A 19,981-nucleotide genomic window follows, 5' to 3' on the forward strand; every position below is an offset into this window, starting at 1 on the left:
GCTCCCGGCAGGTGACGCATGCACGCGCGTTGTCAGGCGCCGCGCCCGGGGGCACACTGAACGGACGAAGGGCGAAGCACGCCCCGCCCCGAGGAAACACCGATGTCAGAGACGCCGCCGAGCATCCTGCAGCTGACCGCGCTCAATCCCGAATACAACGCCGACCCGCATGTGTTTCTCGACGACCTGAGAAGCCGGTGCCCGGTGCAGCATGACACGGTGTCCGGCAGCCTGATGCTGAGCCGCTACGAGGACGTGCGCGCGGTGGTCAGCGACCGGACCCTGTGGCGGGACCCGATCAAGGCCGACGAGTCGGCGGTGATGCAGCGACGGTTCCTCGAGGCCTACGATCCGTCCGTGCCGCGCAGCAGCACGACCAGCATCCTGATGCTCGACGACCCCGACCACGCCCGGGTGCGCCAGCCGCTGGCCCAGGCCCTCTATGCCCGGGTGGCGAAGTTCCGGCCGGAGATCGAGCGGATCGTCGACCAGGCGCTCGACGCCGTCGACGGCGAGGCCGAGTTCGACCTGATGGATAGGCTGTGCGTGCCGGTGCCGATCGACGCGATCGCCGCGATTCTCGGCGTCGACCCCGAGCGACTGACCGAGTTCCGCAGCTGGTCCGAAGGCATCATCCAGAGCCTCAATCCGTTCCGCACCCCGGCGCAGACCAAGGCGATGATGGCCGCCAGCGAGGCGCTGGAGGTGTATTTCACCGACGCGATCAACGACCGGCGGACCAGCCCGCGCGACGACCTGATCAGCGACATGGTCCGGCTGCAGGCGTCTGGCGTCGACCTGTCCGACGACGAGCTGCGCATCAACCTGGGCGCCCTGCTGGTCGGCGGCAACCTGACCACCACCGACCTGATCGGCAACGGCGTGCGGCTGCTGCTGCTGAACCCGGACCAGCTGGCGACCTTCAAGGCCGACCCGAAGCTGGCGAGCGCCCTGGTCGAGGAGATCCTGCGCTACGAGCCGCCGATCGACATCACCGCGCGGCTGGCCTCTAGCGACATGGAGATCGGCGGCTGCCCGCTGAAGGCCGGCCAGGCGATGACCGTCTGGCTGCGCGCCGCCAACCGCGATCCGGCCGTGTTCGAGGACCCGCACCGCTTCGACATCACCCGCAAGCACCGCCCGCACATCGCCTTCGGCGGCGGGGCGCATATCTGCATCGGCGCGCCGCTGGCGCGGCTGGAGGCCCAGGTGGCGCTGGTGAAGCTGTTCCAGCGGTTCCCGAACCTGCATCTGGCCCGGCCCGACGAGCCGGCGCAGTGGCGAACGCTGCCGTTCTTCCGCGGGCTCGAGCGGCTGGACGTGGCGCCCTGATTGCGTGGTTCGACACGCGCTCTTCGAGCGCTGCTCACCATGACGTAGAGCAATTGCACGTCATCCTGAGCAGCCGCGAAGCGGCGTGTCGAAGGACGCACGGGTGCTACAGCACTTCGGCCTTCAGACCCGGAAACACCTTGCCCACCTTGCCGAGCAGGTAGTCGCCGTAGGGGCCGGTGATGGCCCCGAGGTCGGCCGCGTCCCAGCGCGCCTCGCGCTTGATGTCGGCAGCCAGGGGCAGGGGTTCGACCACCGCCTCGAAGCCCGGATCGAGGAACAGCGGCCAGCTCAGCCGGTCGCGGCCGCTGGTGTTGGCCACCCGGTGCGGCGCCGAGCGGTAGAGGCCCTGGGTCAGGCGGTCGAGCATGTCGCCGATGTTGATCACCAGGGTCCCGGGGATCGGCGGGGCGTCGAACCAGACGCCGTCGCGGCCCTTGACCTGCAGCCCGCCGTTGTCGTCCTGGGCCAGCAGGGTCAGCAGGCCGTAGTCGGTGTGTTCGCCCACGCCCCAGGCGTAGTCGGCGCCGTCGCCGGGCGGCGTGGCCGGATAGTGGAAGATGCGGAACAGCACCGTCGGCTCGGCCGTGTAGTGCTGGCGGAAATAGCTGTCCGGCAGGCCGAGGCTGAGGGCCACGCCTTCGAGCAGCGCCTGGCCGGCGCGGGTCATCGCCGCCATCCAGGCGGTGACCACCGGCTCCAGCGACGGCTGGGCGGCCGGCCACTGGTTGGCGCCGTGCATCGGCCAGCCGGCGGCCACGCGCCGGTCCTCCGGTCCGAGTTCCTCGCCGAGGTAGAGGCCCTGCTTCAGGTCGGGCTTGCCCGAGGTCAGCTCGCCGCCGACCGGGAAGAAGCCGCGCCAGGCCGGGCCGCCGTTGGCCATGGATATCGCCATGCGGTCGGCGATCGGCAGGACGAAGAACCGCTCGCTCTCGGCCTTCAGGGCCGGGAACAGCCCCTCCCCGCCATGGCCGGAGACGTAGAAGAAGCCGTCGCGGCGGCAGGCCGCGCCGATCTGGTCGGCCACGGCGGCGCGGGCGGCCGGGTCGGACCCGAACAGCGGCGCGATGTCGATGACCGGCAGGCTCACGGCTGGAAATCGCCCACGTCGCCGAACGGGTCGTCGAGGCTGAACTGCGGCTGCGTGAACCACTTCGGCCCGTCAGCGGTCATGTGGAAGTGGTCCTCCAGCCGGATGCCGAAGGCGCCGGGAACGACGATCATCGGCTCGTTGGAGAAACACAGGCCGACCTCGAGCGGAGTCGTGTCGCCGCGCACGAGGTAGGGGCCCTCGTGGATGTCCAGGCCGATTCCGTGGCCCGTGCGGTGCGGCGTGCCGGGCAGCTGGTAGTCGGGGCCGAGGCCATGGCTGACCAACACCGCGCGGGCGGCGGCGTCGACGCTCTCGCAGGGCCGGCCGAGGGCGGCGGCGGCGAAGGCGGCGGCCTGCGCCTCCTTCTCGATGTCCCAGATGCGGCGCACGCGCGGCGTCGCCTCGCCGAAGACATAGGTGCGGGTGATGTCGCTGTTGTAGCCGTCGATCGTCGTGCCGGTGTCGATCAGCACCAGGTCGCCCTCGGCCAGAATCCGGTCGGTCTCGCCGCCGTGCGGCAAGGACGTGTCCGGGCCGAACGAGACGATGCAGAAGCTGGAGCCGGTCCCGCCGTTGAGGGCGCGGTGCTGGCTGTCGATGAAGGCCTCGACCTCGGAGGCCCGCACGCCGGCCGTCAGGCTCTGCCAGGCGCGGCGGTGCACCTCGATGGTGATGGCCTTGGCGCGGGTCATCAGCGCGATCTCGGCCGGCGACTTGGCGCGGCGCAGACGGTGGATCAGCGGCCCGGCGTCGGCCAGGCGGGCGTCACCGATGGCCCTGCGCAGGTCGAGGAACATGAACAGGGCGATCTGGTCATCGACGGCCAGCCGGCCGGTCGCGCCGAGACGGTCGGCGACCAGGGCGTACGGACTTTCGTGTTCCTCCCAGGTGAGGATATCACCCGGAACGCCGACGATGCCGGCGACCTTCTCCCGCTCGAAGGCCGGACAGATGTACTCCAGGCGTCCGTCGGCATGAATGAGCGCCCCGCACAGCCGCTCGGACGCGTGCCAGACCAGGCCGGTGAAGTAGCGAAGACTGGCGGTGGCCCCAAGCAGGACGGCCGAGACGCCGGCCGCGTCCATCTGCGTCCGCAGGGCCGTGAGGCGCGTCTGGCGCTCGGCGAGGGTGATCGGGGCGGGATGGGGCATCGGAGACTCCTTGGCGGGCAGTCTAGGAGCAAACGCGGGGAAGGTCACAGGCGGGAAGATGCTCCCCCCTTTGGGAGAGCTGTCCGTGAAGCGGACTGAGGGGGGCCGGGTCAAATTACGGGTGACCCCCTCCGGCCCTGCTGCGCAGGGCCACCTCCCCCGATGGGGGAGGATCTTCAGAGCCGTCCCGCGTCGGCCAACCGTTCCAGCAGCCAGACTCGCGCCGGCGGCAGGGGGCGGTTGAGCGGGCCGAAAACGAACTGCTCAAGAAAGTGGCCGGTCAGGTCGAAGCCGGCCTTGATGTCGCCGTCGCGCAGGCCGCCCTGCGAACCGAGCAGGAAGCCCGGCAGGGGCAGCAGGCGGTCGGCGTAGGGCTCGCCCGCCGCGCGGCTGACGGCCCGGCCGGTGCGCGGACTGACCCAGACCAGATCGTCGGTCACGCCGGTCGAGGCGCAGCGGCTGAGGTCGAGGCCGAAGCCCAGTTCCTGCAGCAGCCCGGCCTCGAAGCGGACGAAGATCGCCGGCCAGATGTCGGGCAGAACGAAGGCGTTGGAGAGGGCGTCGAAGGCGTAGTAGGCGCCCGGATGCGGCTCGCGCTCCGGCAGGGCCCCGGCGGCCACGGCGGCGGCGGCGGCGAGACCGGCCAGCGCCATCGGGTCATCGAACAGGGCCGAGGGCCCCTCCCCGACCGGCTCGAGGATCGCCGAGCCCAGCTGGTCCGACACCCGCGCGCGATACCCGGCCCGCACCCGCGCTCCGGCCTGCAGGAACGGCTTCATCCGCCGCGACGCCCCGCCGGCCACATGGGCGGCGAACCGCCCGTGCGCCTCGGTCAGCAGATCGACGATCGCGCCGGTCTCCCCGTGCGCGCGCGCCGACAGCACGAAGGCGTCGTCTTCCCATTCCATCAGTGCGCCCTGGCCTCGAACGCCTTGATCTGCGCCGTCATGTCCTTGGCTAGGTCGTTGGGGATCGGGAAGGTCAGGGCGTACTGGCTGACCTTCCATCCCTGTTGCGTGAGGACCAGCGTGCCGGTCCCACGGCTCGTGCCGTAGCTGGCGCTGTCGAGCAGCTCGTCGAACCAGGCCACGCAGCGGCAGTCGATCGGGGCGATGGTGATGTGCCGTTCGCGGGGGACGTAGGTCCAGCCCTGGCCCTTGGCGAAGAACGGGTTCGCGTAGGCCTTGAAGGCGGCGATGTCCCAGCGCTCGGCGGCGTCTGTGCCGATGAACACCGCGCCCGGCGCGTAGAGCGCGAAATAGGCCGGGCCGTCGGCCTTCGCCGCGGCGGCGTGCAGGGCGTCGAGGGTGGCGGCGATCTGCTGTTCGGGGGTGGCCGCGTGGGCAGGGGCGGTTGCAACGGCCACCAGAAATGCCAGGGTGAGAGCCAGCGTGCGCATATTACCTCCGCTCATCCCGGCGAAGGCCGGGACCCAGGTGTTTTTGAAGCAGCGGCCCATGTGTCCGGCAAGCCCAGGCTTCATCTGAACCGTGAGCCGAAGCTCTGAAAAAGCCTGGGTCCCGGCTTTCGCCGGGATGAGCGGATTTTTGGAGCGAAGGGCTAGACGTCGAAATCCAGGCCGAGGCCTTCATACGTCTCCCGCTCGTCGGCCCAGTTTTCGCGGACCTTCACGTGCAGGAACAGGTGGACCTTGCGGTCGAGCAGGTCGCTGAGTTCGGTGCGCGAGGCTGAGCCGATCCACTTCAGGGTCTGGCCGTTCTCGCCGATGATGATGGCGCGCTGGCCGTCGCGCTCGACGAAGATGGTCTGTTCGATGCGCACCGAGCCGTCGCGGCGCTCCTCGAAGGCGGTGGTCTCGACGGTGGCCGCGTAGGGCAGCTCCTCGTGGACGCGCAGGTAGAGCTTCTCGCGGGTCAGTTCGGCGGCCAGCAGGCGCACCGGCAGGTCGGCGGTCTGGTCTTCCGGATAGAGCCAGGGGCCTTCCGGCATCAGGCCGGCCAGGCGGTCGCGCAGGTCCTCTACCCCGGCGCCGGTGGCGGCGGAGATCATGAACACCTCGGAATAGACGCCGGTGTCGAACAGCTGCTGGGCCACGGCCAGCATGCGCTCGCGCTTGACGCCGTCGATCTTGTTCAGCGCCAGGATGGCCTGGCGACCGGCGCCCTTGAGGCCCTCGATGATGGTCTGGACGTCCTGGACGGCCTTCTTGTCGGCCCCGGCGGCCTTGCCCTCGCCGCTGACGGCCAGTTCGGCCTGGACGTCGACCAGATGGACGATGGCGTCGGCGTCCTCGGCGCCCGACCAGGCGGAGCGGACCATGGCGCGGTCCAGCCGGCGGCGGGGGGTGAAGATGCCGGGCGTGTCGACCAGCACGATCTGGGACTGACCGGCCATGGCGACGCCGCGCACGGGGAAGCGGGTCGTCTGCACCTTGCGGGTGACGATGGAGACCTTGGCGCCGACGAGGCGGTTGGTCAGGGTCGACTTGCCGGCGTTCGGCGCGCCGATGATCGCGGCGAAACCCGCGCGGGTGGGGGATGAAGAGCTCATTGCGGCGGCCTGTAGCACAATGATCGCGTCAATGCCCCCGTTGTGTGGACGTAAGCGGATCAGCGCCGGTCTGGACGCTCCCCCACTGGAGGAGCTGTCGCCGCGTAGCGGTGACTGAGGGGGTCGTCGAGGCGACACCGGCGCCGGCCCCCTCCGTCTCGGCTTCGCCGAGCCACCTCCCCGGGGGGAGGATCCGAAGCAGCGACCTTTCCTCTAGTCCTCGCGGCCTTCCCGCCGCAGCAGCATGGCCAGGGCGGCGGCCTTTTCGGCCTCCTGGCGGGACTTGCCCTCGCCGCGTTCGGGCTCGAAGCCCTCCAGGGTCACCGCGACCGTGAAGGTCGGGGCGTGGTCGGGGCCGGTGCGCTGGACGACGGCGTAGTGCGGCAGCGGCAGGCCGCGGCCCTGGGCCCATTCCTGCAGCCGGGTCTTGGGATCGTGGGCGCGGGTGTTCGACGGGGTATCGAACTCCTCCTGCCAGGCGTCGTTGAAAAAGGTTCGCGCGGCGTCGAGGCCGCCGTCGATGTAGAGCGCCGCCATCAGGGCCTCGCAGGCGTCACCGAGCACGCCGTCCGACTCGCGGGCGCCGATCTTGGTCGCCGAGCCCGACAGGCGCATGGCCGGCGCCAGGCCGATGCGGCGGGCCACCCGGGCGCAGGCCTTGCCGTTGACCAGGGCGGCCAGCAGCGGCGACAGCGCGCCTTCCTTGGCCTCGAGATCCAGCGCCAGCAGCCGCTCGGCCGCCAGCAGGTTCAGCACCCGGTCGCCGAGAAACTCCAGACGCTCGTTGTGATGCACCTTGCGCGCGCCGTCGCCGACGCTGGAATGGGTCAGGGCCCGCTCCAGCAGTTCGCGGTCCTGGAACACGTGACCGATCCGCGCCTCGAGCGCGGTGATCGCCTCGACGCGGGCGTTCATTTGAGGACGTGGAAGAACCGGCTGGGCCGCGCGTCGAGGAACCAGGTCCAGGGCTTGAACAACGCCGCCTCGCCGTTCCAAGACAACAGGATGATCCGCGCGTGGCCGACGAGGTTTTCGGCCGGGACATAGCCGACGCCGCTCGACTCCGGGGCCACCCGGCTGTCCAGCGAGTTGTCGCGGTTGTCGCCCATGAAGAAGTAGTGGCCTTCGGGCACGACATAGACGCCGGTGTCGTCGACATCGCCGCGCGGACCGCAGTCGTAGGTGATGTAGGTGCGGTCGATCGGGTTGGTCTCGCGGAAGCGCTGCACCGTCGAGCCGTTCCAGCAGGTCCCCGGATCGCCGGGGCCGTCATAGATGCGCGTCAGCACCTTGCCGTTGACCGAAACCACGCCGCCGGTGACCTGGATGCGGTCGCCCGGCAGGCCGATCAGGCGTTTGATGTAGTCGGTCTTGTTGTCCGACGGCAGCTTGAAGACGATGATGTCGCCGCGCTTGGGCGCGCTGAAGAAGATGCGGCCCTTGAACAGCGGCGGACTGAACGGGATCGAGTGCCGGCTGTAGCCGTAGCTGTACTTCGAGACGATGATGTAATCGCCCTTCAGCAGGTTCGGCTCCATCGACGCCGAGGGAATCGTGAACGGCTGGAACAGGAAGATGCGCAGGACCAGCGCGATCAGCAGGGCGTAGACCACCGTCTTGACGATCTCGATCGTCTCGTCGACCGCGCCGCTCATGGAGTCATCGCCGGCCTTGTCGTCGTCGTGGCGCCTGTCGAGCGACAGCGGCTCGGAGTCGGACACGGTCTCGACCTTCGGTTCGGCGGCGTCAGTCATTGCGCGCGCGGCTCTCTTCTCGATGATGCGGGATAAGGCCCGTGGGTCTGGTTAGTCCGGCAATACGACACGGGCAAGGGTCGCGCCCGTTAACTCGCCTTCGTGGCGTAAAGCGGGCCGCCCGCGCCGCGCCCCTAGTGGCGCAGCGAGTGGAAGAAGCGGTTCCAGCGCAGGTTCAGCCAGGTCCAGGGCTTGTAGAGGGCCGAGCCCTCCTTCCACGAGACCATCACCGTCTCGGCCTTGCCGATCAGGTTCTCCGCCGGCACGAAGCCGACGCCGCCGGCTTCCGCGGCCACGCGGCTGTCGAGCGAGTTGTCGCGGTTGTCGCCCATGAAGAAGTAGCTGCCCTCGGGCACCAGATAGACCGGCGTATTGTCCAGCGGGCCGTCGCCGCAGTCGTAGGTGATGTAGCTGCGGCCGGCCGGGTTGGTCTCGAGATAGCGGGCCGGGGTGGCGAGGTTCGGGCAGGCTTCCGAATCGCCCTCGGCCAGGCCGGCCGGGACACGCTTGAGCGGCTTGCCGTTGATCGACAGCACGCCATTGGTCACCTGGATTTCGTCTCCCGGCAGGCCGATCAGGCGCTTGATCAGGTCCTTGTGGCCCTCGGCCGGGGTCTTGAACACGACCACGTCGCCGCGCTTGGGCACGCCGGCGAACAGCCGCCCGTGGAACAGCGGCGGGCTGAACGGGATCGAGTTGCGGCTGTAGCCGTAGCTGAACTTCGAGACGATGACATAGTCGCCGATCAGCAGGTTGGGCCGCATCGACGACGAGGGAATGGTGAAGGGCTGGAACAGGAAGACGCGCAGCAGCAGCGCGATCAGCAGCGCATAGACCACCGTCTTGACCGTCTCGAGGATCTCCTCGCGGCTGGCGGCATTGTCCTGCGCTTCGGTCGACGCGGATTCGGCTTCGGTCTCGACGGCCTCGGTCATGCGACGCGCTGGCTCCAGAAAGGTTCGGGCGCCCCCGCCCAGGTCCGGGTTGTAGGATAGCGCGTAACGCCGCGCCCGTTAACTCGTCGTCACGTCGACGCCGGCAGCGCCTCGATGATGACGAAGGCCTGGGCGTAGGGATGGTCGTCGGTCAGCGACAGGTGGATCACCGGGACCATGCCCTCGGGCGTGATCTCGGCCAGCCGCAGGGCCGCGCCGCCGGTCAGGGCCATGGTCGGCTTGCCGCTGCGCAGATTGATCACCCCCATGTCGGCCCAGTGGACGCCACGTCGCGGCACGCCGGTGCCGAGCGCCTTGGCGCAGGCCTCCTTGGCCGCGAACCGCTTGGCGTAGCTGGCCGCGCGCCCGCCCTGGGCGTTGACCTTGCGCTCGGACCGCTCACGCTCGATGGCGGTGAAGGTGCGAGCCGTGAACCGGTCGCCAAACCGTTCCAGCGTCTTCTCGATGCGCCGGATGTCGCTCAGATCCGAGCCGATGCCGATGATCACGCGGCCAACTCGGCGCGGGCGGCGACCATCAGGGCCCGCATGCGCTGGATGGCGGGGGCCAGGCCGGTGAAGATCGCCTCGCCGATCAGGAAGTGGCCGATGTTCAGCTCCATCAGTTCGGGGATGGCGGCGACCGGCCGGACCGTGGCGAAGTCGATGCCGTGGCCGGCGTGGACTTCCAGTCCGAGGTCGGCGGCCTGGCGGGCGCCCGCGCGCAGCCGCTGCAGGATGGTTTCGGCCCGGTCGGCCTCCCCGGCGCGGAAGGCGTCGCAGTAGGAACCGGTGTGCAGTTCGATCACCTGGGCGCCGATCTCGGCCGAGGTGCGGATCTGGGCCGGATCGGCCTCGATGAACAGCGACACCCGGCAGCCGGCTTCGCGCAAGCGCTGCACGGCCGGCGCGATGCGGCCCAGACCGCCGACCACATCGAGACCGCCCTCGGTGGTGACCTCCTCGCGGCGCTCGGGCACCAGGCAGGCCGCGTGCGGCCGGTGGGCCACGGCGATGCCAAGCATCTCGTCGGTGACCGCCATCTCGAGGTTCAGCGGCTTGCCGCGCTTGAGGCAGAGGTCGGACAGCTCGTCGATGTCGCGATCGGAGATGTGCCGGCGATCCTCGCGAAGGTGGGCGGTGATGCCGTCCGCGCCGGCCGCAAGGGCGAGATCCGCCGCGCGCAGCGGCTCGGGATAGCTGGCGCCCCGGGCGTTCCGGATGGTCGCCACATGGTCGATGTTCACGCCGAGGCGCAGGCTGTTCATCGCAATAGGATCCGCTCGTCCCGATGAAGATTGGGACCCAGGCGCCTTATGTAGAGCGCCGCGCGTCCCAGAAAAAGCCTGGCTCCCGGCCTTCGCCGGGATGAGGGGCGGATTTATCGCAGCCGGCGGCTGCCCGGGTCCTGCACCGGGATGGCGGCCAGCTCGGGCGGCAGCTTGTCGGCCTCGTAGGCCGGAACGTCGAGGGTCGCGAGCGCGATCAACGGCACGCCGACATCGGCCCGGCCGCCCGAGCGGTCGACGATACAGGCCGCGGCGATGACCTCGCCGCCGGCTTCCTTGATGGCGGCGATGCATTCGCGCGACGACAGGCCGGTGGTGACGATGTCCTCAACCATCACGACCTTCGCGCCGGGCTCGATCGAGAAGCCGCGGCGCAGCTTGAAGGCGCCGCCCTCCCGTTCGACGTAGAGCGACCGGACCTTCAGGTGCCGCGCCGTCTCGTAGCCGGGGATGATGCCGCCGACGGCCGGGCTGATGGCCACATCCGGCTGGCCGACCTGTGCGATGATCTTCTCCGCCAGCGCCCTGCACAGCCGCTCGCAGCGGTCGGGCTGGGCGAACACCAGGTTCTTCTGCAGGAACACCGGGCTGTGCAGCCCGCTGGAGAGCACGAAGTGGCCTTCGCGCAGCGCGTCGGCGGCGCGGAACTCGTCGAGAACGTCGTCCTGGGTCATGGCGGTTAGATAGCGGTGTCGTCCGCGTTCGTCACCCTCATCACCACAATCCCGTCATCCTCGGGCCTGTCCCGAGGATCCCTCGTTCGGCGGCAGGGTGCGTCCTTCGACACGCGCTCTCCGAGCGCTGCTCAGGATGACGAATACAACGGCAAGTCATCCTGAGCAGCGGCCGCAGGCTGTGTGTCGAAGGACGCACAGGCGGAACCCGTCGAGAGGGATCCTGGGCGCGAGGCCCAAGGATGACGGCGACTGGATTGGCGCATGGCGAAAGACTACGAACCACGCATGTCCGAGTCCCACCCCATCCCCCGCGTCGGCTGCGGCGCCGCGATCCTGCGCGACGGCGCGCTGCTGCTCGTTAAACGGCTGAAGGAGCCCGAGGCCGGGTTCTGGGGGCTGCCGGGCGGCAAGACCGACTGGGGCGAGACCACGCGCCAGACCTGCGCCCGCGAGATCGCCGAGGAACTGGGCCTGACCATCACGCCCGGGCGGCTGCTGTGCGTGGCCGACACCATCGACCTGGGCGACGGCGGCCACTGGGTCGCGCCGGTCTATCTGGTGGAGGACTGCGTCGGCGAGCCGGTGGTGCTGGAGCCCGACAAGCTGGGCGGCTGCGGCTGGTTCCCGCTGGACGCCCTGCCCTCGCCGCTGACCGCGGCGACCGTGGCGGCGCTCAGGCAATTGGCGCCTTGACCGGGTGGTAGATGGTCATGGTCCGGAGCGTTCCGCAGCCGGCGCAGTGTCCCACCGTTCGCTTTTTTCCGAAGGCCTTGTAGCGGATACCGCCCGTTGACCAGATGGATCGCTCGCGGCCACAGCGATCACAGCGGATCATCCATTCCCGGGACTCCCGGGCAATGTCGTCGCCCAGTCTTCCCAGAAGCTCTCTGATCCGCCCGAGCAGGGCGCCTATCCCTTGGCGCGGTCGACCGTCTCGATCGACGGGTTGGCGCGCAGGGCGGCGACGATGTTGGTCGCGTGGCGGGCGTCCTTCACGTCGAGGTCGAAGTCGACGTCGAAATGGTCGTCGCTCCGGTGGTGCATGTTGAGATTGACGATGTTGCCGCCGGTCTCGCCGATGATCGTGCAGGCCTCGCCCAGAACGCCCGGCGCGTTGCGGATCGTCGCGCGCAGGCGGGTGCGGGAGACGGTGTTGCGCTCGGCCTCGGCCGTCCAGTGCAGGTCGCGCCAGAGGTCCTGGCGCTCGTCGTACTGTTCCAGCGTCGGGCAGTCGATGGCGTGCACCTCGATGGCCTTGTCGACCGAGATGCCGACGATGCGGTCGCCCGGCACCGGCCGGCAGCAGGTGGCGAAGCGGATCATCGATCCGACGCGAACCTTGTCGCCGATGACGAAGTCATGGGCGTCGCGGCCGTCGGTGATGCGCCGACGGGCGCTGACGGCCGCCTTTTCCGAATCCTTGAGGCCCGGGAACAGCACTTCCAGCACCTGGGCCGGGGTCACGCGGCCGCGGCCGACGGCGTCGAACAGCTCGTCCTCGCTGGCGACGGCGAACCGTTCCAGCGCCCCGCGCAGGGTGACGCCCGAGCGCGTCTTGCCGACCCGGGCGAAGGCCTGGTCCATGGCCGCGACGCCGAGACGGAGGAATTCCTCCTTCTCGGTCTGGCGGATGTGGCGGCGGATCGCCGAGCGCGCCTTGCCGGTCACCGCCAGCGAGCGCCAGTCGGGCAGCACGGCCGGCTTGGGCCCGCGCACGATCTCGACCACGTCGCCGTTGGCCAGCTCGGTCCGCAGCGGCTTGAGCTCGCCGTTGATCTTGGCCCCGACCGTGGTGTCGCCGACGTTGGTGTGGACGCCGTAGGCGAAGTCGAGCGGCATCGAGCCGCGCGGCAGGGTGATCAGCTTGCCCTTGGGCGTGAAGACGAACACCTGGTCGAGGAACAGCTCCATCTTGGCGTGTTCGACCAGTTCCTCGGAGTCGCCGCCGTGCTCCAGCACCTGGACCAGCTGGCGCAGGCTGGCCAGAGGATCGCGGCCGCCCTCGGCCTCCATCGCCTCGCGGTCGAAGCCGTAGGACTGGTTCTTGTAGCGCCAGTGGGCCGCCACGCCGTCCTCGGCCACGCGGTCCATCACCTCGGTGCGGATCTGCATCTCGACCCGCATGCCGCGCGGGCCGATCACCGTGGTGTGCAGCGAGCGGTAGTTGTTGCGCTTGGGCGTGGAGATGAAGTCCTTGAACCGCTCGGGCACGCAGGGCCACTGGCGGTGGATAAGGCCGAGCGCGCGGTAGCAGTCGTCCTCGGTGTCGACGATCACGCGGAAGGCGTAGATGTCGCTCATCTGCGAGAAGCCGATCGATTTGCGCTGCAGCTTGCGCCAGATCGAGAACGGATGCTTCTCGCGGCCGAACACGCGGGCCGGGATGTGTTCGGCGTCGAGGATGCGGCTGATGTCGCCGCTGACCTGCTGCACGGCCTTGCCCTGGTCGACCCGCATGGCCTCCAGCCGGCGCAGGATGGCGTTGCGCGCGACCGGGTTGAGGTGCTCGAAGGCCAGTTCCTCGAGCTCGGTGCAGATGCGGTGACAGCCGATGTTGCGCGCCAGCGGGGCGTAGATGTCGAGGGTCTCGCGGGCGATCCGCTCGCGCTTGGCCGGGCTCTTGATGAAGCCGAGCGTGCGCATGTTGTGCAGCCGGTCGGCCAGCTTGACCATCAGGACGCGCACGTCCTTGGAGATGGCCAGGATGAACTTGCGCAGGTTCTCGGCCTGGCGGGCATGTTCGGCGGCCAGTTCCAGCTTGGACAGCTTGGTGACGCCCTCGACCAGTTCGGCCACTTCCGGGCCGAACAGCTCGCTGATGTCGGCGCTGGAGGCGTGGGTGTCCTCGATGACATCGTGCAGCAGGGCCGTGACGATCGAGGCCGTGTCGAGCCGGTACTCGGTGAGAATGCCGGCCACCTCGATCGGGTGGGCGAAATAGGGGTCGCCGGAGGCCCGCGTCTGCGAGCCGTGCATGCGCACGGCATAGACATAGGCGCGGTTCAGCAGGCCTTCGTCGGCGGTGGGGTCATAGGCCCGGACCCGCTCGATCAGCTCGTACTGGCGCAGGAACTTCGGCCCGGACGCTCTGGCGCGGGCGGCCGAACGCGCCGCCATTTCAGGCGATTCCGAGGGCGTGCTTGTGGGTGGGGCGGCCGGGGCCGCCTCGAGGATATCAGTCGGTTCTGGGCCTTCCGGACTCAGTACCGCTCCTCCTGACCGCCGTCGCGGTCGCTCTGCAGAGCGCGGATCAGTTCCTGCTCGCTCATCTGCATGTGGGTCGGATCCGACAGCAGGGCGATGGTTTCGGCCTCTTCCTCGGCTTCCGTCCGTTCGTCCACGCGCTGCAGGGTGCCGATCAGGCTTTCCTTCAGACCGTCATTGTCCACCACGTCGTCGGCGATTTCGCGCAGGGCGACGACCGGGTTCTTGTCGTTGTCGCGGTCGACCATCAGCGCCGAACCGGCCGAGATGGCGCGGGCGCGGTGGGCGGCGACGAGGACCAGACCGAAGCGGTTGGGGATCTTCTCGACGCAATCTTCGACGGTGACGCGGGCCATATTGGATTCTCTGGTTCCGGTGGGACCGGGGTACATAGAGTTTTGCGCGCCATTGTGCAACGCCGCAAGCGCGATCAGGCCGGTGTGGCGTCGCGCCCCACGGTCGCGGCCGCCGCCAGCGTCGCCGCGGCCTCGCCCGTCACCGGATGGATCCAGTCCGGGGCGATCTGCGCCAACGGGCCCATGACGAACAGCCGCTCATGCGCCCGGGGATGCGGCAGTCGCAGGCCAGGCGTGTCGAGGACCTGCCGGCCATGGGCGATCAGGTCGAGGTCGAGAGTGCGGGCGGCGTTGGCTTCGTGGCGTTCCCGGCCGAACGCGCGTTCGATCGTGTGCAGCGCCGTCAGAGTCTCCGCCGGGGTGAGAACCGTCTCGACCAGCGCCACGCCGTTGGTGAAGGCGGGGGCCGACGGGTCCGGCCAGGCCGCCGAGCGCCACCAGCCCGACCGCGCCGTCACCGTGAGCCCGTGGGAGGGAAAACAGGCCAGCGCCGCGTCGAGCAGGGCCTCGCAGGAGCCGTGCGCTCCCGCTAGATTGCCGCCGAGGGCGATGACGACGGATTCGTCCGATTTAAGATGTGATATTGCGTTCAAGGATTTGAAAAGATGACGTTTTACCCGACAGACCGGCTCGCGCTGTTCATTGATGGGGCCAATCTCTATTCCCAGGCCAAGGCGCTGGGCTTCGACATCGACTACCGCAAGCTGCTGGACGAGTTCCGCAAGCGCGGGGTGCTGATCCGAGCCTACTACTACACCGCCCTGGCCGAGAACGGCGACGACTTTTCCCCGCTGCGGCCGCTGGTCGACTGGCTCGACTACAACGGCTTCACCGTGGTGACCAAGCCGGCCCGCGAGTACACCGACGCCCAGGGCCGCAAGCGGTGGCGCGGCGACATGGACGTCGAGATCGCCGTTGACATGATGGAGATCGCCGACAAGGCCGACCATCTGGTGCTGTTCAGCGGCGACGGCGACTTCCGCGCCCTGGTCGAGGGCGTGCAGCGCAAGGGGGTGCGGGTGACCGTGGTCTCGACCGTCAAGTCGCAGCCGCCGATGGTCAGCGACGACCTGCGCCGGCAGTGCGACGCCTTTGTCGACCTCGCCGACCTCGGCGACATCATCGGCCGGCCGCAACGCGTACATCAGCCGAGGTTCCTCGCCGACCCCCCTGCCCGCTCGCGCGCGGAGATCGAGGCTGACGATGAGGTTTGAGAGACATCACCGCAGCGGACACAAGGGCCGTGGCGTGGCCAGCCGGGCCTTGCCTCGTCCGGACCAGCAGCTCGCATGAACATCGAAGAACGACTTAAGGGCGTGGAGGCCGAGTTTCAGGCCTATCGGGGTCCGCACGCCAAATGGGTGTGGCTCAGGGGCGCCTGCTATTTTGTCGGAATGGCGTCGATGCTGGCCTCGTACGGCCTGATCGAACTGGATTCCCGAACCGATGGGCACGGGATCGACATAGAGCTGCCGTTTCCCATCAAGATCGCGCCGTTGATCTTCGGGATCACCCTGCTCGTCTTGACCATTGTTGTGAGCGGCGTCGTGAAGCGCGCGCGCAAGAAAGAGCGGGCGCTTTGACATGACCCGATCCAGTTCTGAAGGACGGCCTCCCTTGGACAGCGCCGTGAGCGCCTCCGAACCGCCGCGCGACTGCCCGCTGTGCCCGCGCCTTGTCGCCTACCGGATGGAGAACCGCCGGCAGAACCCCGACTGGTGGAACGGCCCCGCGCCGTCGTTCGGCGACCCGGCCGCACGGCTGCTGATCGCCGGCCTGGCGCCCGGGCGCACCGGGGCCAACCGCACGGGCCGGCCGTTCACCGGCGACCATGCCGGCTGGCTCCTCTACGACACCCTTAAGAAGACCGGCTTCGCCACCGGACACTATGATCCGAACGGCGAGGACGACCTGGCGCTGACTGGGGCGATGATCACCAACGTGGTGCGCTGCGCCCCGCCGCTGAACAAGCCCGAGACCTCGGAAGAGAAGACCTGCAGCCCGTTCTTCGCCAACAAGCTGGCCGAACTGCCGAACCTGAAGGTCATCGTCACCCTCGGCGACGTGGCCCGGCGCAGCGTGCTGCGGGCCATGGGGCTCAAGGCCTCGCTGGGCGAGCCGGGCCATGGCTCGCAGTTCACGGCGGGACCCTACACGGTGATCAACAGCTATCACTGCTCGCGGCTCAACACGAACACCGGCCGGCTGACGCCGGCCATGTTCGAGGCGATCTTCCTGCGCGTCCGCGCGTTGCTGGAACCGTAACCCCGAACGGAGCGAGGCCGATGAAGACTCCCCTGCCCTGGACCGGCGGCTGCCGCTGCGGCCAGGTGCGGTTCGCGATCACCGCGCCGCCGATGCTGACCATGGCCTGCCACTGCACCGGCTGCCAGAAGATGAGCGCCAGCGCCTTCTCGCTCAGCATCGCCATCCCGACCGCCGGCTTCGCGGTGACGGCGGGCGAGCCGGTGATCGGCGGGCTGCACAACCCCGACCTGCGGCACAACTTCTGTCCGCATTGCCTGAGCTGGATGTTCACCGAGCCGAAGGGCGCGCCGTGCTGGGCGGCCAGGGTGCGCTGCTCGGTCTGGGTGCGCGCCTCCACGGCGGCCGTGACGCTCGGCGGATAGCGGATCGTGCCGACCCACTCCATCTGGCTGATCTCGACGCCCTCGGCGGCCCATTTGCTGCGCACGCGCTGGAAGGCGCGCTGGATGACCACCTGGCGGCCGGCGCCCATCAGCGAGCCGGTGCAGGGCGTCGCGGCGGCCGGCGACGCGGCCGGGGTCGGCGAGACGCCCGAGCCGGTCGTCACCGGGTTGAGGTTGCAGGACACAGGCACCTGCTCGGTCTCCTTGGCGATGGCCGAGCGCACGTCGTTGCGGATCTGGCCGTCGAGCAGGTCGTCGAACGGCTGGCGCCAGCGGGCGTAGAGCTCGGCGGCGCGGTCGTCGCGCACGCGGATGGTCAGGTTGACGTCGGCGGTCATTGGCAGGCCGGTCTGGTCGGCGAAGGCGATTTCCTCGTTCTCCTTGCCGTCGGAATTGGGCTCGCGCGTGTAGCTGTAGGTCCGCTGACGGGTCGGATAGATGATGATGTTCTCGCCGATGCCCTTCCAGTGCCAGCCGGGCCGAAGCTCGGTCGGCTGGACGCCCGGATTGCGCCCGAACTTGGTGGTCTTGATGCCGGCCTCGCCGCTCTCGACCGTGGTGCTGCAGGCGGTGACCGTGCAGCCGCCGCCGACCAGCACGAACACCAGGGCCGCGACCGTCAGGCCGAGGCGGGCCACGCGGGGCGCGTCGGATGAAATCCTCGAAATCCGATGACCACTGTCGCTCATGCGTCCCTCCCTGGACGGGCCGCCGGTCGGTCCGGCGCTGCCCGTGAGGCGGGTATCAAGTCATGAGTCGCCCCGCCCGTCCGGGCCGCCGACCTCAATTGATTGGGGGCCCAAGACCTGCCGGTCGCGCTATCGTCCGTAGATCGTCACGACGTGATAGCTGGTCACCGTGGTCACCGAGAGCTGAATCTCGGCGAGTTGCCAGGGCATTGTCTTGTGAACCCGATAGCTGACGACGCCATCGTCATCGACGCCGAGGACTTCAACATCCACGCCTTCGCCGACCAGGTGAACCGGCGCGTTCGGGCGGACCATGCCCACGGCGAACTCTCGACCGATGCGATGCCATTTGGCGCCTGACTGAAGCGCGGGATAGAGCGAGGCGCGATAGCTCCCGCCGGGGCCGACCTGTTTCGCCTCGAACATGACCGCGAACTGCATGTGCGGTCCGTCGAAGGCTTTGAGGCGCTTGAACGGGACGGCAGGTTTGAGGACCTTCATCGGCCCGCACTGGTAGACCAGGACCTCGAAGCCGAAAGGTGCGGTCGTGCAGTCCGCAACCAGGATCAATTCATCGCCCGCTGCAGCGAAACAGGCCGTGCTGCCCCCCGCATTGGCGCAGTAGTTCAACAAGGTCAGGCCGGATCCGTACATCCGCGTTCCTGCGGCATAGGAACCGAACGAGAAGAGAAAGGGCGGGCGAACGTCTGCGCCCAGTTCCGCGCCTGTCGGGGCGGTGGCGGGCTGAACGAACAGGGGTTCGCCCGCGCGCGCGGACCTCACATCATCGGTCAGGAAAACCGGGTGGATGACGAAAGACCGGGGGCGGGTCTCGGTTTGCGCCTGCGCTTGGGCCTCTCGGGCAGGGAGTCCCAGCAGGAGGCCGGCCAGAACAATGATCACCAGGCGCCGCATTTCCCCCTACCCCGTCCGGTCGCCCTTCATCAGGCGGGCCTTGTCGCGCTGCCAGTCGCGCTCGGCGCTGGTTTCGCGCTTGTCGTGCAGCTTCTTGCCCTTGGCCAGGCCGATCTCGAGCTTGGCCAGGCCCTTTTCGTTCCAGTAGAGCTTGAGGGGGATGATCGTGCGGCCCTCGCGCTGGACCGCGCCGATCAGCTTGCCGATCTGCTTGCGGTGCAGCAGCAGTTTGCGGTGCCGCCGGGGCTCATGGTTGAAACGGTTGCCGCCGCTGTAGGGCGGGATGTCGGCGTTGATCAGGACGATCTCGTCGCCTTCGACCGCCGCGTAGGACTCGGCGATGTTGGCCCGGCCATTGCGCAGGCTCTTCACCTCGGTTCCGGTCAGCATGATGCCGGCCTCGACCACGTCGTCGATGAAGTAGTCGAACCGCGCGCGGCGGTTCTCGGCGATGGTCTTGCCGACCTGGGTCATCAGATCACGCCTGCTTCCCGCATGGCGTCGAGGATCACCGGCTTGATCGCGTCGGCGCAGGGGGTGATCGGCAGGCGGCAGTCCTCGGTGCACAGGCCCAGGTGCGCCAGGGCGAACTTCGTCGGGGCCGGCGAGGAATCCATGAACAGCGCCTTGTGCAGGCGGACCAGACGGTCCTGCCAGTCGCGCGCCGCCGCCCAGTCGCCGGCCATGCAGGCGTTGAAGAAGGCCGCGCAGGCCTCGGGCGCCACATTGGCCGTGACCGAGATGCAGCCGTGGCCGCCGTGGGCCATGTAACCCAGGGCCGTGGGGTCGTCGCCGGCCAGCATGACCCATTCGGGACCGCACATCAGCCGCTGCAGGCTGACCCGCGTCATGTCGCTGGTCGCGTCCTTGATGCCGATGATGTTGGGCAGCGAGGCGAGCCGGGCCAGGGTGTCGTTGCTGATGTCCACGGCCGTGCGTCCCGGCACGTTGTAGACGAACACCGGCAGCTGCACCGCGTCGTTGATGGCGCGGTAGTGCTGGTAGAGGCCCTCCTGGCTGGGCCGGTTGTAGTAGGGCGTGACGCACAGGGCCGCGTCGGCGCCGACCGCCTTGGCGTGGGCCACCAGCTCGATCGCCTCGGCCGTGGCGTTGCTGCCCGCCCCGGCGATGACCGGCACCCGGCCTTTCGCCGTGGCGATGCAGAGCTCCACGACGCGCTTGTGCTCGTCATGGCTCAGGGTCGAGGTCTCGCCGGTCGTGCCGACAGGCACGAGGCCGTGCACGCCGCCGGCGATCTGCCGCTCGACGAGCGCGACGAACGCGGCCTCATCGACCGCGCCGTCGCGAAAAGGAGTCACCAGGGCGGGGAAGACGCCCTTGAAGGGAAACTGGACCATGCCTTGCAAAAAGCCGTGAGATCGCCGCTTTCGTTTGCGGCTGTGTGTCGGAGCCGGACAATATGTC

23 protein-coding genes and 1 pseudogene are annotated in these 19,981 nt (G+C 69.0%); 6 read left to right on the forward strand and 18 right to left on the reverse strand.

Features of this window, described 5'->3' with window-relative positions; genetic code table 11:
* The first annotated feature begins 102 nt into the window (after positions 1-102).
* A complete protein-coding gene (locus AC1RN0_RS10195; RefSeq protein WP_492787327.1) occupies positions 103-1,332 on the forward strand; it encodes a cytochrome P450 in 1,230 nt (409 codons plus the stop codon).
* A 106-nt stretch (positions 1,333-1,438) separates the two neighbouring features.
* Here the strand turns inward: AC1RN0_RS10195 and AC1RN0_RS10200 are convergent, their stop codons facing one another.
* The 11 genes from AC1RN0_RS10200 to pyrE form a co-directional block, all read right to left on the reverse strand.
* Positions 1,439-2,422: an isopenicillin N synthase family dioxygenase gene (locus AC1RN0_RS10200; protein ID WP_492787328.1), complete on the reverse strand. Its 984-nt coding sequence runs from the start codon at positions 2,420-2,422 to the stop codon at positions 1,439-1,441.
* Complete coding sequence (locus AC1RN0_RS10205) at positions 2,419-3,576, reverse strand: M24 family metallopeptidase (protein WP_492787329.1); 1,158 nt, start codon at positions 3,574-3,576, stop codon at positions 2,419-2,421. The genes AC1RN0_RS10200 and AC1RN0_RS10205 overlap by 4 nt, the downstream gene beginning before the upstream one ends.
* A 176-nt stretch (positions 3,577-3,752) precedes the next feature.
* On the reverse strand, positions 3,753-4,484 hold the full coding sequence (gene recO / locus AC1RN0_RS10210; protein ID WP_492787330.1) for a DNA repair protein RecO: 732 nt from the start codon (positions 4,482-4,484) through the stop codon (positions 3,753-3,755).
* Entirely contained in the window at positions 4,484-4,975 is a 492-nt protein-coding gene (locus AC1RN0_RS10215) for a nuclear transport factor 2 family protein (RefSeq protein ID WP_492787331.1), read from the reverse strand. The genes recO and AC1RN0_RS10215 overlap by 1 nt, the downstream gene beginning before the upstream one ends.
* A 161-nt stretch (positions 4,976-5,136) precedes the next feature.
* Entirely contained in the window at positions 5,137-6,087 is a 951-nt protein-coding gene (era, locus tag AC1RN0_RS10220) for a GTPase Era (protein ID WP_492787332.1), read from the reverse strand.
* A 213-nt stretch (positions 6,088-6,300) separates the two neighbouring features.
* Positions 6,301-7,002, reverse strand: coding sequence for a ribonuclease III (gene rnc / locus AC1RN0_RS10225; protein ID WP_492787333.1), 702 nt, complete (start codon positions 7,000-7,002; stop codon positions 6,301-6,303).
* Entirely contained in the window at positions 6,999-7,742 is a 744-nt protein-coding gene (gene lepB / locus AC1RN0_RS10230; RefSeq protein ID WP_492787507.1) for a signal peptidase I, read from the reverse strand. The genes rnc and lepB (AC1RN0_RS10230) overlap by 4 nt, the downstream gene beginning before the upstream one ends.
* A 233-nt stretch (positions 7,743-7,975) precedes the next feature.
* Positions 7,976-8,776 carry a signal peptidase I gene (gene lepB / locus AC1RN0_RS10235; protein ID WP_492787334.1) on the reverse strand — a complete coding sequence of 267 codons (801 nt, stop codon included), beginning with the start codon at positions 8,774-8,776 and terminating at the stop codon, positions 7,976-7,978.
* An 89-nt stretch (positions 8,777-8,865) separates the two neighbouring features.
* A complete protein-coding gene (gene acpS, locus AC1RN0_RS10240; protein WP_492787335.1) occupies positions 8,866-9,285 on the reverse strand; it encodes a holo-ACP synthase in 420 nt (139 codons plus the stop codon).
* Complete coding sequence (locus AC1RN0_RS10245; RefSeq protein WP_492787336.1) at positions 9,282-10,043, reverse strand: pyridoxine 5'-phosphate synthase; 762 nt, start codon at positions 10,041-10,043, stop codon at positions 9,282-9,284. Before AC1RN0_RS10245 ends, acpS begins: the two co-directional genes overlap by 4 nt.
* 113 nt (positions 10,044-10,156) lie before the next feature.
* Positions 10,157-10,738, reverse strand: a complete 582-nt coding sequence (gene pyrE / locus AC1RN0_RS10250; protein WP_492787337.1) for an orotate phosphoribosyltransferase — start codon at positions 10,736-10,738, stop codon at positions 10,157-10,159.
* 264 nt (positions 10,739-11,002) lie between these two features.
* Here pyrE and AC1RN0_RS10255 point away from each other — a divergent pair, with 264 nt between their 5' ends.
* Positions 11,003-11,434 carry an NUDIX hydrolase gene (locus tag AC1RN0_RS10255; RefSeq protein ID WP_492787338.1) on the forward strand — a complete coding sequence of 144 codons (432 nt, stop codon included), beginning with the start codon at positions 11,003-11,005 and terminating at the stop codon, positions 11,432-11,434.
* Between the two features lie 216 nt (positions 11,435-11,650).
* Here the strand turns inward: AC1RN0_RS10255 and AC1RN0_RS10260 are convergent, their stop codons facing one another.
* The 3 genes from AC1RN0_RS10260 to folK all read right to left on the reverse strand — a co-directional run bounded on the left by AC1RN0_RS10260 (position 11,651) and on the right by folK (position 14,894).
* Positions 11,651-13,858, reverse strand: a complete 2,208-nt coding sequence (locus AC1RN0_RS10260; protein WP_492787339.1) for a RelA/SpoT family protein — start codon at positions 13,856-13,858, stop codon at positions 11,651-11,653.
* A gap of 83 nt (positions 13,859-13,941) precedes the next feature.
* Positions 13,942-14,301: a DNA-directed RNA polymerase subunit omega gene (gene rpoZ / locus AC1RN0_RS10265; protein WP_492343503.1), complete on the reverse strand. Its 360-nt coding sequence runs from the start codon at positions 14,299-14,301 to the stop codon at positions 13,942-13,944.
* A gap of 74 nt (positions 14,302-14,375) precedes the next feature.
* A complete protein-coding gene (gene folK, locus AC1RN0_RS10270; RefSeq protein WP_492787340.1) occupies positions 14,376-14,894 on the reverse strand; it encodes a 2-amino-4-hydroxy-6-hydroxymethyldihydropteridine diphosphokinase in 519 nt (172 codons plus the stop codon).
* Positions 14,895-14,906: 12 nt separating this feature from the next.
* Between folK and AC1RN0_RS10275 the strand changes: the two genes are divergently transcribed.
* The 4 genes from AC1RN0_RS10275 (at position 14,907) to AC1RN0_RS10290 (ending at position 16,931) form a co-directional block, all read left to right on the forward strand.
* Positions 14,907-15,515 carry a LabA-like NYN domain-containing protein gene (locus AC1RN0_RS10275; RefSeq protein WP_492787341.1) on the forward strand — a complete coding sequence of 203 codons (609 nt, stop codon included), beginning with the start codon at positions 14,907-14,909 and terminating at the stop codon, positions 15,513-15,515.
* 75 nt (positions 15,516-15,590) lie between these two features.
* On the forward strand, positions 15,591-15,884 hold the full coding sequence (locus AC1RN0_RS10280; RefSeq protein WP_492787342.1) for a hypothetical protein: 294 nt from the start codon (positions 15,591-15,593) through the stop codon (positions 15,882-15,884).
* Positions 15,885-15,990: 106 nt separating this feature from the next.
* The gene (locus tag AC1RN0_RS10285) at positions 15,991-16,566 is read left to right on the forward strand and encodes a uracil-DNA glycosylase (protein ID WP_492787508.1); all 576 of its coding nucleotides are present in this window, start codon (positions 15,991-15,993) and stop codon (positions 16,564-16,566) included.
* A 101-nt stretch (positions 16,567-16,667) separates the two neighbouring features.
* Positions 16,668-16,931: a GFA family protein gene (locus AC1RN0_RS10290; protein WP_492787509.1), complete on the forward strand. Its 264-nt coding sequence runs from the start codon at positions 16,668-16,670 to the stop codon at positions 16,929-16,931.
* Here AC1RN0_RS10290 and AC1RN0_RS10295 read toward each other — a convergent pair.
* From AC1RN0_RS10295 to dapA, 4 genes and pseudogenes are all read right to left on the reverse strand, one after another.
* Positions 16,874-17,641: pseudogene (locus AC1RN0_RS10295) on the reverse strand (SPFH domain-containing protein); the annotation flags it as partial. The gene AC1RN0_RS10290 and the pseudogene AC1RN0_RS10295 overlap by 58 nt on opposite strands.
* Positions 17,642-17,770: 129 nt before the next feature.
* Positions 17,771-18,544 carry a hypothetical protein gene (locus tag AC1RN0_RS10300; RefSeq protein WP_492787343.1) on the reverse strand — a complete coding sequence of 258 codons (774 nt, stop codon included), beginning with the start codon at positions 18,542-18,544 and terminating at the stop codon, positions 17,771-17,773.
* A gap of 18 nt (positions 18,545-18,562) precedes the next feature.
* A complete protein-coding gene (gene smpB / locus AC1RN0_RS10305) occupies positions 18,563-19,030 on the reverse strand; it encodes an SsrA-binding protein SmpB (RefSeq protein WP_492787344.1) in 468 nt (155 codons plus the stop codon).
* Positions 19,030-19,914, reverse strand: a complete 885-nt coding sequence (dapA, locus tag AC1RN0_RS10310; RefSeq protein ID WP_492787345.1) for a 4-hydroxy-tetrahydrodipicolinate synthase — start codon at positions 19,912-19,914, stop codon at positions 19,030-19,032. The genes smpB and dapA overlap by 1 nt, the downstream gene beginning before the upstream one ends.
* Between the last annotated feature and the right edge of the window lie 67 nt (positions 19,915-19,981).

It is taken from the genome of Caulobacter sp. GW821-FHT12F03 (assembly GCF_058806855.1).